At 55.0% G+C, this 16,327-nt stretch carries 13 protein-coding genes and 1 tRNA gene; 10 read left to right on the top strand and 4 right to left on the bottom strand.

Annotation, left to right across the window (positions count from 1 at the left end):
- Window positions 1-40 precede the first annotated feature (40 nt).
- Entirely contained in the window at window positions 41-2,875 is a 2,835-nt protein-coding gene (gene ppc, locus ACFPDR_RS13105) for a phosphoenolpyruvate carboxylase (RefSeq protein WP_321328238.1), read from the bottom strand.
- Between the two features lie 163 nt (window positions 2,876-3,038).
- Between ppc and ilvD the strand changes: the two genes are divergently transcribed.
- From ilvD to ACFPDR_RS13075, 6 genes are all read left to right on the top strand, one after another.
- Window positions 3,039-4,898, top strand: coding sequence for a dihydroxy-acid dehydratase (gene ilvD / locus ACFPDR_RS13100; RefSeq protein WP_026484131.1), 1,860 nt, complete (start codon window positions 3,039-3,041; stop codon window positions 4,896-4,898).
- Window positions 4,899-5,070: 172 nt separating this feature from the next.
- Window positions 5,071-5,556 (top strand): cupin domain-containing protein, encoded by a 486-nt coding sequence (locus tag ACFPDR_RS13095; RefSeq protein ID WP_009462584.1) that lies wholly within the window; start codon window positions 5,071-5,073, stop codon window positions 5,554-5,556.
- Window positions 5,557-5,708: 152 nt separating this feature from the next.
- The gene (locus tag ACFPDR_RS13090) at window positions 5,709-6,731 is read left to right on the top strand and encodes a TRAP transporter substrate-binding protein (RefSeq protein ID WP_035273590.1); all 1,023 of its coding nucleotides are present in this window, start codon (window positions 5,709-5,711) and stop codon (window positions 6,729-6,731) included.
- An 18-nt stretch (window positions 6,732-6,749) separates the two neighbouring features.
- Window positions 6,750-7,262, top strand: a complete 513-nt coding sequence (locus tag ACFPDR_RS13085; RefSeq protein ID WP_021447035.1) for a TRAP transporter small permease — start codon at window positions 6,750-6,752, stop codon at window positions 7,260-7,262.
- Window positions 7,263-8,555: a TRAP transporter large permease gene (locus ACFPDR_RS13080; protein ID WP_376911225.1), complete on the top strand. Its 1,293-nt coding sequence runs from the start codon at window positions 7,263-7,265 to the stop codon at window positions 8,553-8,555.
- Window positions 8,552-10,000, top strand: a complete 1,449-nt coding sequence (locus tag ACFPDR_RS13075; protein ID WP_376911224.1) for an amidase — start codon at window positions 8,552-8,554, stop codon at window positions 9,998-10,000. The genes ACFPDR_RS13080 and ACFPDR_RS13075 overlap by 4 nt, the downstream gene beginning before the upstream one ends.
- 84 nt (window positions 10,001-10,084) lie before the next feature.
- Here the strand turns inward: ACFPDR_RS13075 and ACFPDR_RS13070 are convergent, their stop codons facing one another.
- Window positions 10,085-10,738, bottom strand: a complete 654-nt coding sequence (locus tag ACFPDR_RS13070; RefSeq protein WP_026484136.1) for a GntR family transcriptional regulator — start codon at window positions 10,736-10,738, stop codon at window positions 10,085-10,087.
- Window positions 10,739-11,021: 283 nt separating this feature from the next.
- Between ACFPDR_RS13070 and nadE the strand changes: the two genes are divergently transcribed.
- Window positions 11,022-11,849, top strand: coding sequence for an ammonia-dependent NAD(+) synthetase (gene nadE / locus ACFPDR_RS13065; RefSeq protein ID WP_021447033.1), 828 nt, complete (start codon window positions 11,022-11,024; stop codon window positions 11,847-11,849).
- 104 nt (window positions 11,850-11,953) lie between these two features.
- Here nadE and ACFPDR_RS13060 read toward each other — a convergent pair whose 3' ends face one another.
- Window positions 11,954-12,085 (bottom strand): hypothetical protein, encoded by a 132-nt coding sequence (locus ACFPDR_RS13060; protein ID WP_376911223.1) that lies wholly within the window; start codon window positions 12,083-12,085, stop codon window positions 11,954-11,956.
- Window positions 12,086-12,476: 391 nt separating this feature from the next.
- On the opposite strand from ACFPDR_RS13060, the gene ACFPDR_RS13055 reads away from it, so the two are divergent.
- From ACFPDR_RS13055 to ACFPDR_RS13045, 3 genes are all read left to right on the top strand, one after another.
- On the top strand, window positions 12,477-13,541 hold the full coding sequence (locus tag ACFPDR_RS13055; protein WP_021447032.1) for an AI-2E family transporter: 1,065 nt from the start codon (window positions 12,477-12,479) through the stop codon (window positions 13,539-13,541).
- Window positions 13,542-13,853: 312 nt separating this feature from the next.
- A tRNA-Leu gene (locus ACFPDR_RS13050) sits at window positions 13,854-13,938 on the top strand.
- A gap of 516 nt (window positions 13,939-14,454) precedes the next feature.
- A complete protein-coding gene (locus tag ACFPDR_RS13045) occupies window positions 14,455-15,348 on the top strand; it encodes a DNA adenine methylase (RefSeq protein WP_376911222.1) in 894 nt (297 codons plus the stop codon).
- Here the strand turns inward: ACFPDR_RS13045 and ACFPDR_RS13040 are convergent.
- Complete coding sequence (locus tag ACFPDR_RS13040) at window positions 15,334-16,164, bottom strand: NotI family restriction endonuclease (protein ID WP_376911221.1); 831 nt, start codon at window positions 16,162-16,164, stop codon at window positions 15,334-15,336. The genes ACFPDR_RS13045 and ACFPDR_RS13040 overlap by 15 nt on opposite strands.
- Between the last annotated feature and the right edge of the window lie 163 nt (window positions 16,165-16,327).

Raw genomic sequence — 16,327 nt, 5'->3', positions numbered from 1 at the left:
TATAAAAGTAATTAATAAGACCAATTTCGATGGTTTCGCTTTAGCCCGAGTTACGCAGGCCAGCCGCAATACCGTTGATCGTCAGGTGAATGACGTGCTGCTTGTTCACACCGCTGCGTGTGGGCTTGTTGGCCTTTTCACCTTGACGGCGATGGCGGCGCAGCAGTTCCACCTGCAAGTGATTCAGCGGGTCGATATAGGCAAAGCGTTCGGCCAGAGCATCTTGCAAAGCCTGATCGTGCGCCAGCAGCTCGTGGCCGGTGATTTCACGGAACAGTCGGTGTGTCAGCTCGAACTCGTCACGGATTTGCGTGAAGATGGTCTCGCGCAGTTCCTCGTCCTCGACCAGACCGGCGTATTTCAGGCCGATATCCAGGTCAGTCTTGGCCAGCACCTGCTCCATATTGGACAGTAGCGTGCGGAAGAAGGCCCAGTCGCGCGCCATGGCTTGCAACTGAGCCAAGCGCTTGCTGCGGTTCAGGCCGTCATTGGGCAGCCCCGATTCCAGATAGCGGTTCAAGGCTGTGCCCATGCCGTACCAGCCAGGAATAGGCAGACGGCATTGCGCCCAAGAGAAACTCCAGGGGATGGCGCGCAGGTCTTCAATGCTTTGCGTGGCCTTGCGCGAGGAAGGACGCGAGCCGATATTCAGGCCAGCAATTTCCTTGATAGGCGTGGACTGGAAGAAGTACTGATCAAAGTTCGGCGTACCGTAGACCAGTTGGCGATAGCTTTGATGAGCCTGCTCGGACATCCAGGCCATGGCGTCACCATACGCAGCCAGATGTTCGTCGTCATTGGACGAGCCCTTGCGTGATCCCAGGCTGGCTTCCAGCGTGGCAGCGACAAACAGCTCCAGATGCCAGCGGCCCACGTCCGCATCCTTGTAGCGGCCTTGAATCATCTCGCCTTGCTCGGTCAGACGAATCTGACCATTCACGGTGCCTGGAGGTTGCGCCAAAATAGCGTCGAAACTGGAACCACCGCCTCGGCCTACCGAACCGCCACGACCGTGGAACAGGCGCAAACGCACTTTGCGGCGCGAGAAAACCTGCGCAAATTCACGTTCGGCACGGTATAGCGTCCAGTTGGAGGTCAGGTAGCCACCGTCTTTATTACTGTCCGAATAACCCAGCATCACTTCCTGCACGCTGTCCTGAGCGTGACGCACGCGCTGGCGGATTTCAGGCATATCCAGCCATTCCTGCATGATTTGCGGGCCACGCTCCAAGTCAGGAATGGTCTCGAACAGTGGTACAACCATCAGACCTTGATGCTCCGGCTCGTTGGAATTGGGCACGATCAGGCCGGTTTCCTGTTGCAGCACCAGCACTTCCAGCAAATCGCTGAGCGTTTCGGTGTGCGACACAATGGTTTGTTCCAGCGCACGCGCACCAAAGCGACGTCGGCATTCGGCGGCTTTGCGCAGAATGGACAGTTCTTTCTCGGTTTCTTCCGAGTAGCGATACCAGGGCGAAACCAGGGGGCGATGGTGGCGCAACTCCGAGCGCAGCAAAGTGATGCGGTCTTCTTCGGACAGTTGGCGGTAATTGACGGGTTCGTCCTTGTACAGCGTGCCTGCCACGCGGAACAGTTCGTCCAGTACGCGCTCGTGCACGTCCGAGCTTTGGCGCAGGTCCAAAGTGGCCAGATGGAAGCCAAAAACCTCCACAGCTTGAATCAATTCGTTCAAACGCAGGCCGGCAATGGCGCCGCCTTTGTTTTCAGCCAGGGAGTCGGCAATGATTTGCAGATCAGCCTTGAATTCTTGCGGGTTTGCGTAGGGTGGGGCGGCGTAAGTGGGGCGATCGGCCAGGTCGCGGCCCAGCAGGTTCTGCGCTGTGGCCGCCATACGGGCGTACAGATGAATAAAGCTGCGGCGATAAGGTTCGTCTACACGGTGTGGCGACGGGTCCTGGCTGCTGGCCGACAAGGCCGCCAGGTCTTTGCTGACACGGTTCAGTGCGTCGGATACGGAGATTTCCGTACCCAGCAAACGAATCTGCTCCAGATAGTGTTGCAGTGCGCGTGTCGACTGGCGCAGCACCGCTTGTTCAACCGTTTCAGGGCCCACATTGGGGTTGCCATCGCGGTCACCGCCAATCCAGCTGCCCATGCGCAAAAAGGCGGGCAGGGAGCGTGTTTTCTGATCCAGCAGGCTTTTTTTGCCCGGTTCCAGCAAACGGTCCAGATCGTGGTACAGCTGCGGAATGGTGGGCAGGAAGGTGGAGCCGTAATAGGCCAGGGCGTTATCGATCTCGTCCATCACCGTCAGCTTGTGGTCGCGCAGCATGCGGGTTTGCCACAGCAGGGACACCAGACCGGTCAGCTTCTCCTGGGTGCGGGCCGACTGTGTGGCGCTGGCTTTGTGATCCAGGCCGTTCAATTCATCGGCAATGGCCATATGCACAGCCAGCGTACTTTGGCGCTGAACTTCGGTAGGGTGAGCCGTCAGCACCGGCATCACACAGGCTTCTTGCAGATAGCGGCGAATTTTCTTGGCGCTCAAACCCTGGTCCATCAAGGTTTGAATGGCATGTTGCAGGCTGCCCAGCAGCTTTTCGGGATCTTGCTCTTCGCGGCGACGGTTCTGGTCGCGGTCCTCGGCAATATTGGACAGGTGCAAAAAGTAGGCAAAGGCACGGGCCACGGAACGGGCCTGCGCGTCGTTCAGCTTGGGAATGTCTTTTTCCAGAATCCGTGCTTGCTGCGGATCGTGTTCACGTCTGAAACTGACAGCCGCCCGGCGCAGGGCTTCAATCAGCGTGAAGGTCGCCTTTCCTTCGCTATCACGAATCACCTCTCCCAGGGCCTTGCCCAGAAAGCGGATGTCCTGTCGAAGCAGGTTGGAAAGGTCAGGCACGGCCTGCGGCATAATATATCTCCTGTTAAATAAGGGGTTTTGCTGCAAAGGATTCTGGGTGCCAGATCGGTAGCCGCCCTACGGTAAGACGCCTTCCCGACCTTGACGCGCACAAAGCGCCTTGGGACGTTTATGATAGGTATCTTTACATAATTTTCCTGTTCAGAGAGTAGTCATGCCCCAATATCGCTCCCGTACCTCGACCCACGGTCGGAATATGGCCGGCGCGCGTGCCCTGTGGCGCGCCACCGGTATGAAAGACGAGGATTTCTCCAAACCGATCATTGCGGTGGTGAACTCCTTTACGCAATTCGTACCGGGTCACGTACACCTGAAAGACATGGGCCAGCTGGTTGCCCGTCAAATTGAAGCGGTCGGCGGTGTGGCAAAAGAGTTCAACACCATTGCGGTGGACGACGGTATTGCGATGGGCCACGGCGGCATGCTGTATTCCCTGCCTTCGCGCGAACTGATCGCCGACTCGGTGGAATACATGGTCAACGCCCACTGTGCTGACGCCATGGTGTGTATCTCCAACTGCGACAAGATCACCCCCGGCATGTTGATGGCCGCCATGCGCCTGAACATCCCTGTGGTGTTTGTGTCGGGCGGACCGATGGAAGCGGGCAAGGTCTACTCGCCAGACGGCAAGACCGTAGTGCAAAAGCTGGATCTGGTGGACGCCATGATTCAAGCCGCTGACCCTAACGTCACTGATGAACAGGCTGAAGCTGTTGAACGCAGCGCTTGCCCGACCTGTGGTTCCTGTTCGGGCATGTTTACCGCCAACTCCATGAACTGTCTGACCGAGGCGCTGGGCCTGTCCTTGCCCGGTAACGGCACCATTGTTGCCACCCACGCTCGTCGCCAAGGTTTGTTCGAGCGCGCTGGCAGCCTGATCGTGGATCTGGCCAAGCGCTACTACGAGCAAGACGACGAATCCGTTCTGCCACGCAACATCGCCACCTATCAGGCTTTTGAAAACGCCATGACCCTGGACGTGGCCATGGGCGGCTCCACCAACACCGTGCTGCACTTGCTGGCCGCAGCCCAGGAAGCCGGTGTGGAATTTACGATGGCCGATATCGACAAGATCTCGCGTCGCGTCCCTTGCCTGTGTAAAGTGGCTCCCGCCACCCCCGAATTCCACATGGAAGACGTGCACCGCGCGGGCGGCATCATGGCTATTCTGGCCGAACTGGCCCGGGCCGACTTGCTGAACCTGGATGTGGGCAACGTACACAGTGGCACCTTGCGTGAAGCCATCAAGCGTTGGGACGTCAAGGGCGACAACGTCAAAGCCATTAGTGACTTTTTCCGTGCCTCCCCCGGTGGTATCCCAACGCAAGTGGCCTTCAGCCAGGACCGTTACTACCAGGAATTGGACACAGACCGCGCCAAGGGCTGTATCCGCGACAAGGCTAATGCTTATTCGCAAGACGGTGGCTTGGCCGTGTTGTACGGCAACCTGGCCATCAACGGTTGTATCGTGAAAACCGCTGGCGTGGATGAAAGCATTCTGACCTTCACCGGCACGGCGCGTGTTTATGAAAGCCAGGATGATTCCGTTGCCGCCATTCTGGACGGCGTGGTCAAGGCAGGCGATGTGGTCATCATTCGCTACGAAGGCCCCAAAGGCGGCCCAGGTATGCAGGAAATGCTGTACCCCACCTCCTATCTGAAATCCATGGGCCTGGGCAAAAGCTCGGCCTTGTTCACCGATGGTCGCTTCTCCGGTGGCTCGTCCGGTCTGGTGATTGGTCATGCGTCGCCTGAAGCTGCCGAGGGTGGCAATATCGCCCTGGTGCAAGATGGCGACACCATCGAGATCGACATCCCCAACCGTCGTATTCACCTGGCTATCAGCGATGAAGAAATGGCCGCACGCCGTGCCGAAATGGAATCGCGTGGCTCCAAGGCCTGGAAGCCAGTGAACCGCGAGCGCGTTGTGTCGCAAGCACTGAAAGCCTATGCCGCGCTGGCAACATCGGCTGACCGTGGTGCCGTGCGTGATGTGTCGCAACTGGACCGCTAAGCACTAGTTCTGCTTGTGAAAACCCCACCTGCCTTGAAGCAGGTGGGGTTTTTTTATGCCTGGTAGAAACGTACCGGGTAAATACGAATATTCCGGTGCCATCGTCCTGATAGAATCCATTTCATGCAAAACGGGATCCCATTTTGTTAATTTGGTTTTTAAGGAGGAAGTGATGAGTGAAATAGATCCAATTACCTTGGCTCCGATTCTGAATCCGGGTGGCATTGGTGGCCCGCTGACGGCAGCTCACCGGGAAATGGCGGTCAAGCATCGGGATGATCTGGAGTGGGACAACCTGCGCTACGAAGGGCAGTTCACCAAGATGATGTTCCACCCCACGCAAGACGACCCCACCATTCCCAACGCCGGGGTCGTGAAGTATCTGAAGGGCTCCGGGCACCCTTTGCACAGCCATTACTTTGCCCAGATCTGGTACATCCTGGCGGGCAAGTTCGAGATCAATGGCGTGATCTACGGCGAGGGCACCATGGTGTTTCACCCGGACCCGCATTACGAGCACGCACTGACGACCCTGGAAGATGGCGAGATTCTGTACGTGCAGTACATGGGTCCGACCACCCGCCAGCCTGCGATTTATGAAGGCCGCTTCAATATGAAAACCCGCCGTTCCCTAGAGGAAGAGTCCAGAGCGGTGTAAGCAGTCCCGCTTTAACAGCGAGCTACAGGAAAGCTGCCCATGCCTTTGCGTATGGGCAGCATCAACAAGCAAAAAAAGCCCGATCAGGGCTGGCTTGAAACACAAATAAAACTGAACAGAAATTCAATACCACAGGATGCAGGGGGACGATCATGAAACGAATGACACGAGTGGGAATCGCGGTTCTGGCGATGCTGGGCGCACTGAGCGCATGTGGCAAGGGCGGTTCGGGCGATACGGCAAAGCATGAAAGCAAAGGCCCGCGAACATTACAGCTTGCCCACGTTTCGGTAGAGCAGAACGAAGATATGTACCACCACCTGGCAACGAATTTTGCCAAGCGAGTGGAAGATCAAACCAAGGGGGCCATCAAGGTCCAGGTGCTGGGTGGTGCGCAACTGGGTGGCGAGCGCGATGTGGCTGAAGGCATGCAGTTGGGCACGGTGGACATGAGCCTGCTGGCCAGCTTCACCTTGGGCACCTTTGAGAAAAAAGCGATGGTGTTTGACCTGCCTTACCTGTTCAAGGACTACCAGACCGCCTTCAAAACCCTGGACTCCAGTTTCACGGATCCGATTGAAGCAGATCTGGAAAAGTCCGGCCTGAAAATTTTGGGTTGGGGGCATGGCGGTTTCCGGAATCTGTATAACTCCAAGCACGCCATCCGCAGTTTGTCGGATCTGAGCGGCATGAAAGTGCGTACGCCGGAAAGTCCTATTTATGTGGATACCTGGCAGGCGCTGGGCGTGAATGTCACCTCCATGGCGTATCCGGAGCTGTTTACCGGCCTGCAGCAAAAAACCATTGATGGTGCAGAGAACCCCACGGCCTTGTTCTATACCAGTCGCTTTTACGAAGCGGCCCCTTATCTGTCCCGAACCGAGCACGTGTATGTGGCGATTCCTTTGGTGATTTCCGGGCGGGTCTGGGACACCTTATCGGCTGATGAAAAAGCCATCTTCCAGAAAGCGGCCAGCGAGTCGGTGCAGGAGCAACGTCAGTTCCTGATCCAGAGCGAAGCGCAGATCGAGAAGAAACTGAGGGAGGCAGGCGTGTCCATTAATGCCGATGTGGATAAAGCGCAGTTCCGCAAAGCCGTCATGCCGATTTACGAAAAATACAAGACGGTGATTGATCCTGATCTGGTCACCCGTGCTGCGGCGCTTGCTCAATAATCCTGGCGGATAACCATCATGAAACACTCTTTGCTCGATTGGGCCGATAGAGTCAGTACCCGCCTGGATAGCTTATGCAGAACCTTGGGGGCGGCATTTCTGGGGCTGATTGTGCTGGCCGCATCAATACAGGTGGCCGGGCGCTATTTTATGGGTTACTCCCCACCGTGGATTGAGGAAATCACACGCTACAGCTTTATCTGGATGATCATGCTGGGAACGGCTGTGCTGGTTAAAAGCAATGGTCATGCCGTGATTGACCTGCTGGTGATGCGACTGAAAGGCAAAGCCCGCCAAGTGCATAGCGGCTTGGTTCAGATTGCGATTTTGACCTGCGCACTGGTCCTGCTGGTGCAGGGTTTGCAACTGATTGCCATCGTTTACCAACAGCTTAGTCCTGCCATGCGCATCTCCATGGCCTATGTGTACGCGGCCTTGCCGGTAGGCGGCGCCATCATTGCCGTGCAGTGTGTGAATGCCTTGCTGGACGGGTATCGGGATCAGCCCAGCCCAGCGGCGCAGGGGGTGTAAATGCAAGAAGCTCTCTTACTTTTTAGCTTGATGTTCACGCTGTTCATCGCGGGCATTCCTATCGCTTTTTCCTTATTGCTGTGCAGTGCGCTGTTTTTGCTGTTTACCGGCATGCGGCCACTGATTGTTGTGCCGCAGCGTGTGATGGCGGGGCTGGACTCCTTCCCCTTGCTGGCGGTGCCGCTGTTTATCCTGATGGGAAACCTGATGGAAAAGGCGGGCCTGTCCAGGCGCCTGATTGATCTGATCGACATGCTGGTCGGGCGCGTCCATGGCGCACTGGGCTATGTGACGGTGATTGCTTGTGCCATGTTTGGTGCCTTGACTGGCTCGGCTCCGGCAACGGTGGCGGCTATTGGTGCCATCATGATGCCCGCGATGATCGCACAGAAATACCCGGCTTCTTTGGCGACAGGAATTACGGCTTCGTCCGGTGCCTTGGGCAATATCATTCCGCCCAGCATTGCCTTGATTCTGTATGGCGCAACCGTCAACGTTTCTATCCCCAAGCTGTTTGTAGCCAATATCCTGCCCGGCTTGTTGATGGCTCTGGCTTTCATGCTGACCCACATGCTGCTGACCAGAAAGCTGAAAGTGCCTAAAAGCGCAACGCGTTCCTATACCTCGCAAGAGATGGTCATGGTGGCTTTGAAGGCGATTCCGTCCTTGCTGATGCCTGTTGTGATTCTGGGCGGTATCTATGGTGGTGTGTTCACGCCTACCGAAGCCGCCGCCGTAGGTGTGGTATTCAGCCTGGTGTTGGGCGTGTGCTACCGCCAGTTCACTGTAGGCACTCTGTGGCAAGTCATGAAAAGCTCGGTAGAAACCTCTTCCATGGTGGGCATTATTCTGGGTGCAGCCGGTATTTTTGGCTGGATTCTGGCCTCGGCGCGTATCCCCATGCTGATGGTGACGGAACTGACGCCTTTGCTTGATACACAGTTCCTGTACCTGGCCTTGCTGGTGGTGTTTTTGCTGCTGGTTGGTTGCGTGATGGATGCTGCAGCCAGCATTGTGATCCTGGCACCGCTTCTGGTTCCTATCGGCATTGCCTTGGGTGTGGATCCTATCCATTTGGGTGTGGTGTTCTGCGTCAATCTGGTGGTGGGTTTCTTTACCCCTCCCTTTGGCTTGAATCTGTTTACGACGGTCTCCGTATCAGGCCAGCCTTACGAGGTGGTAGTGAGAGGGGTCATGCCCTTTGTCATTGCAGCCATCATCGTTCTGTTCATCCTGGCTTATGTGCCTGAGATCTCCTTGGTGCTGGTTCGTTTGATGGAGGCGTCAGCATGATGTGCAGTTCCCATAAGGATGAGCCAATCGCCAAATCTGAGAGCGCCGTGGACATGAAGTCTCCCACTTCTATGGATCTGATTTATGCCAGTGCGGATGAACTGCAGCGCTTGTATCAAAGCAAAGTGGTGTCTCCTGTAGATGTGGCACGGGCTACGCTGGATGCAGTGGATCGCTGGAACCCCATTGTGAATGCCTACTGTTATCTGGACCGTGCCTTGACCTTGCAAGAGGCTGCCGAATCAGAGGCTCGCTGGATGGCAGGTGCGGCACGTGGTCCTTTGGATGGTATTCCGTACGGAGTTAAAGACTTGCTTCTGGTGCGTGGCTTGCCGACTGGCTATGGTTCAAGTGCAGCAAAGATGGCGGACGCTGCCCAGGATGACGCGCCTTCGGTGGCGCGGATGCGTGAGGCCGGGGCGGTACTGATCGGCAAAACGACGACCTCGGAGTTTGGCTGGAAGGGAACGGCGGACAGTCCCTTAACGGGAGTCACCCGTAATATCTGGGACTTCAGTCTGACCAGCGGAGGCAGCAGCGGCGGTGCGGCCACGGCGCTGGCAGCGGGGATGGGGACGCTGCAAATCGGTACAGATGGCGGCGGATCCACCCGGATTCCCGCCAGCTTTTGCGGTGTCACCGGCATGAAAGCTAGCTTTGGGGGCGTACCGGCCTGGCCTGCTGGCCCGATGCTGACTTTATCCAATGTAGGCCCCATGGCCCGATCCGTGGCGGACCTGAAAGGCTTGCTGAGCGTCATGATGCAAGCCGACCCACGCGACTGGAACTCGGTACCTTTGCCGCGTCATGTGCGAGCTCCCGTTCGTACCTTGCAGGGCCTGCGTATCGGTTTGCATCTGGATGAGCAGTGCAGCCCCGAGGTCAGGGGCATCATCCAGGCGGCGGCTGACAAGCTGCAAGAGCAGGGGGCGCATATTGTGCCTACCGAGCTACCCCTGGCCGGTGCAAAAGAGCTGATTACAGCGCATTGGGAGGCTGGTACGGCCTGGTTGGTGAATCAAGTCTCTGCGGCACAGCGTCCTTTAGTGGACGAAGGTCTGCGCCAGGTTGCCAGTAAGGGCGAGAAGAACAGCTTGCCGGACTATTACCAAGCCCTGATTGGCCGACAAAAGCTGGGTGAAGCCATGCTTAGACACTTTGCGCAGTTTGATCTGGTCCTGACGCCTACCGTTCCGATATTGCCGTTTGAGGCGGGCCGGGAAGCGCCGTCTGACACCGCTTCGCAGAATTGGCTGGATTGGAATCCCTATACCTATCCCTTCAATTTGACGCGGCAGCCCGCCATTTCCTTGCCAGCCGGTATCAGCGCCTCCGGTTTGCCCGTGGGGCTGCAACTGGTGGCGGGTTTATATCAGGATGAATGGCTGGTGGATGTTGCCCAACTGGTAGAGGATTGCCTGCAGGTGCGCAGGCCGCGGTTTTAACAGTCGGGTGGTTTGTCCGGGGGATCGCAAACCACCTTGATTGTGCGGTGCCACCTCTCCTTGCGGGTGGCACTGTTTTTTTGCTTAGCGCTCTGGCAACCAGTCCAGGACCAGATTCATGGTCTTGGCAACATGCTCGGTCATGGCTTCGCGTGCTGCTGTCCCATTGCGTTCGGCCAGTGCAGAGATGATTGCTTCGTGCTCCAGAATATTTTCTTCCATCAAACGCGGCGGCATTTTGGAGGCAAAGCTCAAGGCGCTGGAGACACTGTCGTTCTGCAACTGCTGAATCAGCTCGTGTAGGCGCTCGTTGTGACTGGTGATCGTGATCAAGTCGTGGAAAGCGCGGTTGTGTTGCAACCATTCTGACCCCTCCTCGCTGCGCACACGCGTTCGCAAGGTGCGGGCATAGTCGGACTGATGCTGCATCAAGATCTCCAGATCCGAGTCCTTGATCCAGTCCACCGCCAGTTGCGCTGCCAAGCCTTCCAGTTCGGCCCGAATCTGAAATGCCTCGCGGATTGATTTGGCAGAAGGAATAGCCACAATCGTGCGCCCGGTCTTGGTCAACGAGGTCACGCGGCGTGCCTCCAGAAAACGCAGGGCTTCCCGAACAGGGGTGCGGCTGGTCTGAAACTCCTCCGCAAGCTCGTATTGACTTAGCGAGTCGCCGGGCCGGTAGTGGCCGGACTGAATACGTCTCAGGATTTCGTCTGCGATTTCAGTTGAGGATCTCATGGGATACGTCTGGTGAGCTTGCTGCCAGCCGGGCGCGTAGGCACGCTCAATGTCGCGCAAGGCACCGGATGGCATGGGCTGGTTTTATGGTGCCCGAGCAGTAGCTAAGGGGCTTGTCTCAGTAAGGGCGATTTGTTTTTCTTGACTGAAGATTATATACAGAATCCATTTTTAATGAATAAGGATCCCAATTTTTTAAAAGCCCCTGATAAGGCGGTATGGCACAGCTCTCCCAGTCCTTTACAATCGAACTATTGTTCACTTTGTGTAGAGAGCCTGCGCCATGACTGATGATCAACGCGCTTTGCAAGCCAGTATCCGTGCGGAATTGGGGATCACGGATCATTTCGATGCTCAGGAAGAAATCGAACGTCGCGTCCGCTTTCTAAGTGACTATCTGCTGCGTACCGGCTGCCGCAGCCTGGTCCTGGGGATCAGCGGGGGCGTGGACTCCCTGGCAGCAGGGTGTCTGTCTCAGCGAGCCGTAGAGCAGGCACGTCAGCAAGGCCATCAAGCGCAATTCATCGCCGTGCGTTTGCCTTACGGTGAGCAGGCTGACGAGAAAGACGCCCAAGGCGGTCTGAAGGTTATCAATCCCGATCAGACCTTGGTCGTGAATGTGAAGCCCGCATCGGACGCCATGCTGGAGCAATTGCTGGCCTCCGGCCTGAAGTTCCGCGACGCGGCACAGCAGGATTTTCTGATGGGCAACATTAAAGCCCGTCAACGTATGGTGGCGCAGTATGCGATTGCTGGTGCGAACGGTGGCCTGGTAGTCGGTACAGACCACGCCGCTGAAGCCTTGATGGGCTTTTTCACCAAATTTGGTGACGGCGCTGCTGACATTACGCCTTTAGCTGGCTTGAACAAACGCCGTGTGCGTGCTTTGGCTAGTGCGATGGGCGCCGCTGACGCCTTGGTGTTCAAAGTCCCCACTGCTGATCTGGAAAGCCTTAGCCCCTTGAAACCGGATGAAGACGCCTTTGGTGTCAGCTATGACCAGATTGATGATTTTCTGGAAGGCAAGGTGATTGATGATGAAGCCACGCAGATCATCATCAAAACCTTCCGTGCTTCGGCGCATAAACGTGCATTGCCGGTGGCGCCCTGAGCATGACTTGAGGGGATAAAAACAGCCACAGCCGGCAGGGCTTTGTCTAAAGAAGCCCCCGAATATAGAGAAACGCCCTGAGGCATCCAGCCTAAGGGCGTTTTTTATTGCCCACAAAAAAAGAAGTCGGGAGCTCTGCAAGAGCAGACTGAAGGCACCAGCACCAGCACCAGCACCAGCACCAGCACCAGCACCAGCACCAGCACCAGCACCAGCACCAGCACCAGCACTCGCACGTGATGCCTGTTGCAGCTCTCAGGCGACTGAGGATCACAAGACTTGAACCTCTGTTGTAGATTTCAAGCTTTCGTGTGCAGCATTTAAGCTGCTTCACAGCAGCAGGAGTAGACTTGGCAAGACGCGGTGTGAGGTGCAGTTCATTAAGAGTCAGATTCGAGTCAGTCCAATCGAACCGACCGAGTCCTGATGCTGCTAACCAGCCCGCAATGATGAGTCTTGACCCTATGCAGATCGCGGGTGCCGCTTAGAGCCTGCTTCCACCTTAAAAAGTGTTATCAGCTTGTTGTAAGAAACGGGTATTCCTCGGGCTGTGATCATGCTATCGTCAAAAAACTTTCGGGCACCGACCCATGCCCAGACCAATAGACAAGAGGGTCTCCACCGTTTATGCAACCCGTCTTACCCGCATTCCTTATCGCTCGCTGGCTATTGCTGCTCTTGCTGGCCGCAGGCGTCTACTTTTTAAAGGGATTTCTGGTCCCTGTCCTCGCCGCGTTGATCATAGGCCTGGCCGGTTGGCCCTTATATAAACGGCTGGTTGTACGCTGCAATGGCCGCACCGCACTGGCGGCCACACTGGCCTTGCTGGTCGTCATCGTGGTCCTGGTCGTACCCTTGTCCCTGGCCTTGTCCTTTGCGATCCAGGAAGCCAGCAGCTTCATTACCTGGGCGCTGGCCGCCAACCGCTACGGCACACCCACTCCAGAATGGATCAAAGCCATGCCCCTGATGGGCGAGCGCTTGACCGAATACTGGCAAGTCTATTTAGGCGAACCCCACGCGTTGGGCGAGCTGGTCGAGATGGTCAGCGGCCAGCATCTGGGCAATATCTACCGCATGGTACTGTCCGCTACCGGCAACGTTTTTCACCTGCTGCTGACCGTGCTGTTTATGCTGATCACGCTGTTCTTCATCTTTAAAGATGGCGACAGGCTGTTGGTGCAATTGGATATTGTTGGTGAGCGCATCCTGCCAGGCCGCTGGCAGCGTTTTTCCCGTGTCGTGCCTGCTACCGTTAACTCCACTGTCACCGGGATGGGCTTGATCGCCTTGGGTGAGGGTGTGGTTTTGGGTATTGCCTATTGGATTGCAGGTGTTCCATCGCCCGTACTCTTGGGTGTGATCACCGGCTTTATGGCGTTGATCCCCGGCGGTGCTCCCCTGTCATTCACAATGGTGTCCTTGTATTTAATAGGCTCTGGTCACCTGGTGGCTGGCGTGAGCTTGTTCCTGTGGGGCGCTATCGAGCTGTTCATTGTCGACAAAACACTGCGACCACGCCTGGTGGGTGGCCCGGTAAAATTGCCGTTCTTGCCGACTTTCTTTGGTTTGGTTGGCGGTGTGCAAACAATGGGCATCGTGGGCTTGTTCATCGGCCCGGTCCTGATGGCTTTGTTGGTCGCGATCTGGAGAGAGTGGATTCGTAACGGGCAGGCTGTGGCAGGGGACTAAGGACCCCGTACTTAGAACAAAAAGATTGAGCAGGCCAGGACGGTGTACCTGGCCTGTTTTTTATTTGGAATCCAGGTTTGAGTATGGCCAAAAGTGGTGCAGGTGTCTGCCCGCCGAGAACCGTCCGTTAATGCTTAAGCAGTTGTGACAAAGTAGGCGGAAAACGGAGCTTCAGACGGACTTTAGGTGGAAATGTTTTCAGTGCCAGGCTAAATTTAAAAAAATTGCTGTAGCACTTGCCAAAACCCCGAGGAATCTGCGTATAATAACAATCTTTCCTTCCAAGCCTGGATTCCCAGGTTGCCATACCTAGCCCGGGTGGTGAAATTGGTAGACGCAGGGGACTCAAAATCCCCCGCCGCAAGGCGTGCCGGTTCGATTCCGGCCCCGGGCACCAAATTACAATCTACAGCAGTCTCTTGTAGTACACAGAACCCGCACTAGCCTTAGCTATGCGGGTTTTGCGTTTTTTCAATAGTCTACAGTGGTGTATTACTAACAACTACTGGTGGTAGGCACAAGAAATTGGCTACGTTTCAGGAGCAAAACGTAGTTATTAACGCATACAGACCGTAAAGCATTTTATTTCAAGCGCCTCAATGTAGCGGGACAGCGAGTCGAGAGTTTTGAAAAGCCGTGGCCCTCCTCGCTGAGCTTCTAACGTTCTCCACGCACCGTTTATTTGAATAGTCAGCAAAAATCCGTCTCCCTTCCGCGTTGCGGTTGCAGCTTCTACTGCTCCAGCTAAAGCGAGTTCCTTTAAAATTGGTGTACTGACCATCAAATTCATAGTTTTGATTATTCAAATTATTGACATTGATAAATCTATGTCTTATTATAGATGCATGTCATGAATCTCGGCGGTTTTCACAGCCAGCTTCGTTAACTAGCTCCTCTGTAAAGGCCTCGGTACGTGAACCAAGCAGATTTTTTCCCTGTTGCTCTGACAGCGAGTACTCAGCGTAAGCCTACGAATGTTGCGTCTGTACCGCAGCGCAGTCCGTTTAGATATCCAGGGGGGAAAACTTGGTTCGTACCAGAGCTCCGACGGTGGTTAGCCCCAGCAAAAAGTCCTCGGTTGCTAGTCGAACCTTTTGCTGGGGGGGCTATTGTAGGGCTTACAGCCGCCTTTGAAGGGTTGGCTGATCACGTCATTCTTGTAGAAAAAGACCCCATGGTTGCGGCAGTATGGCAAACCATTTTAAGTGGCGATGCTGAGTGGCTTGCTCAGCGCATACTTGGCTTTGAATTAACGGTTGAAAATTGCAGTACCGTCTTGGCCAGGCAAGAAGTCGAGCTTAAAGAGGAAGCGTTTCGTACAGTTTTAAAGAACCGAATTAACCACGGTGGTATCTTGGCTGCTGGTTCTGGGATGTTGAAGCGAGGAGAAGCTGGGAAAGGCATTGCGTCCAGGTGGTATCCTGCAACTTTAGCTAAGCGGATAAGAGCGATAGATGCTATACGCCACAAGCTTACCTTCATTGAAGGAGACGGCATGGCCATTATGGAAGAGCATCTTTCAGACCCGGACGTTGCTTACTTTATCGACCCGCCGTATACAGCAGGAACAAAAGGGAAGCGGGCTGGCAGTCGACTATATGCTCACTTCGAATTGGACCATCATCGTCTTTTTAATTTAGCTGCGATTGCGAAAGGTGATTTCTTAATGACGTACGATGACGACCCGGAGGTAATAGAGATGGCAAACGAGCGAGGCTTAAAAGTATGTCGAATTCCCATGCGCGGAACGCATCATCGAGAGACGTTGGAGTTGGTGATAACCCCTCCAGCGTCAAATTTTTGCTAACTTACTACGCAACACTGCTTCAAAGCTCGCTATTTCTCCGGCTTGGCGGGTCGTGATAGTAGCCAACGCGCTTCCGAACTCAGTGTAAATGGATTTTACCAATGTAAGTACAAACCGTTCTTCCGTTGGATGCTGAACTAAGTCATAGATAAGCCATACTATATCCGCCGACTCCTTCTTGGTTTCGGGGATCTCTTCCAATATGGGAAGTGTTTGGAAGAAGCCTTTGTGTAGCACAATAGCTTGCTTTTTCCCCCACGACTTGAGTATTCCTCCCTTCATTAGCATTTGAGGTGCTAGTCTCTTTCGAGATGAGGATAAATAATCGGCTCGAGGGCTATTTGTTCCTGTCCAGCCAATTGCCCCATTCGCGGCTGGGTCGCGCATATAAAATTCGAAAGGTTCGCGAACATTGCCGGAGATATAAACGGCTTGTATTTCAATTGAGCCGAAATCGACCACTTCACCAGCTGAGTCAACTTGAGCTAGCACAACATCAATATTCCCAGCAGACTCTCCTGTTCCACTTTTAATGCGCACCTCAGGTAGAATGTGGTATTTGGCTCCAGGGGGAAAGAAGAACGCAGCAGCGTTACGTGCAATTAGCCAGTCTTCCTTGAAGCGGGTGGGGCAAGTTATTGCCTCGCTTGAGCCGTCTGCCACGGAACAGACGCCAAGAGGGTTCGACACAGAAACTTTAGTACAAGGCACCATTTCGGGCTGGAATGGGCAGAGCTTTCGTGCTCGGTGATGAATCGCTTCGGCTGACTGAGAATAGTACGGGAACCCAAAGACTTCAAAGAGCGGTTGCGCCATAGAGTGCTTCAATAAAAATTACAAAACAGTACGGACTTTATATCACCGTTACAAGCATGCCGCTAGCGCTCTCTTCGAGGGAAGAATCCTACCTGAACTTTCCTAGGCCCTGTACAGTGCAGACAAATTATTAAACTAATCGATGGATTGGTGATGTCAAGCT

Source organism: Alcaligenes sp. GCM10023179 (assembly GCF_042653705.1).
Taxonomy (GTDB): Bacteria; Pseudomonadota; Gammaproteobacteria; order Burkholderiales; family Burkholderiaceae_B; genus Alcaligenes; species Alcaligenes phenolicus.
This window is presented reverse-complemented; position numbering and strand designations above follow the sequence as displayed.

Excerpts from the sequence above, each read along its gene's own strand:
- ppc (WP_321328238.1), bottom strand. The coding sequence starts at position 2,875 with ATGCCGCAGGCCGTGCCTGACCTTTCCAACCTGCTTCGACAGGACATC.
- ilvD (WP_026484131.1), top strand. The coding sequence starts at position 3,039 with ATGCCCCAATATCGCTCCCGTACCTCGACCCACGGTCGGAATATGGCC.
- ACFPDR_RS13095 (WP_009462584.1), top strand. The coding sequence starts at position 5,071 with ATGAGTGAAATAGATCCAATTACCTTGGCTCCGATTCTGAATCCGGGT.
- ACFPDR_RS13090 (WP_035273590.1), top strand. The coding sequence starts at position 5,709 with ATGAAACGAATGACACGAGTGGGAATCGCGGTTCTGGCGATGCTGGGC.
- ACFPDR_RS13085 (WP_021447035.1), top strand. The coding sequence starts at position 6,750 with ATGAAACACTCTTTGCTCGATTGGGCCGATAGAGTCAGTACCCGCCTG.
- ACFPDR_RS13080 (WP_376911225.1), top strand. The coding sequence starts at position 7,263 with ATGCAAGAAGCTCTCTTACTTTTTAGCTTGATGTTCACGCTGTTCATC.
- ACFPDR_RS13075 (WP_376911224.1), top strand. The coding sequence starts at position 8,552 with ATGATGTGCAGTTCCCATAAGGATGAGCCAATCGCCAAATCTGAGAGC.
- ACFPDR_RS13070 (WP_026484136.1), bottom strand. The coding sequence starts at position 10,738 with ATGAGATCCTCAACTGAAATCGCAGACGAAATCCTGAGACGTATTCAG.
- nadE (WP_021447033.1), top strand. The coding sequence starts at position 11,022 with ATGACTGATGATCAACGCGCTTTGCAAGCCAGTATCCGTGCGGAATTG.
- ACFPDR_RS13055 (WP_021447032.1), top strand. The coding sequence starts at position 12,477 with ATGCAACCCGTCTTACCCGCATTCCTTATCGCTCGCTGGCTATTGCTG.
- ACFPDR_RS13040 (WP_376911221.1), bottom strand. The coding sequence starts at position 16,164 with ATGGCGCAACCGCTCTTTGAAGTCTTTGGGTTCCCGTACTATTCTCAG.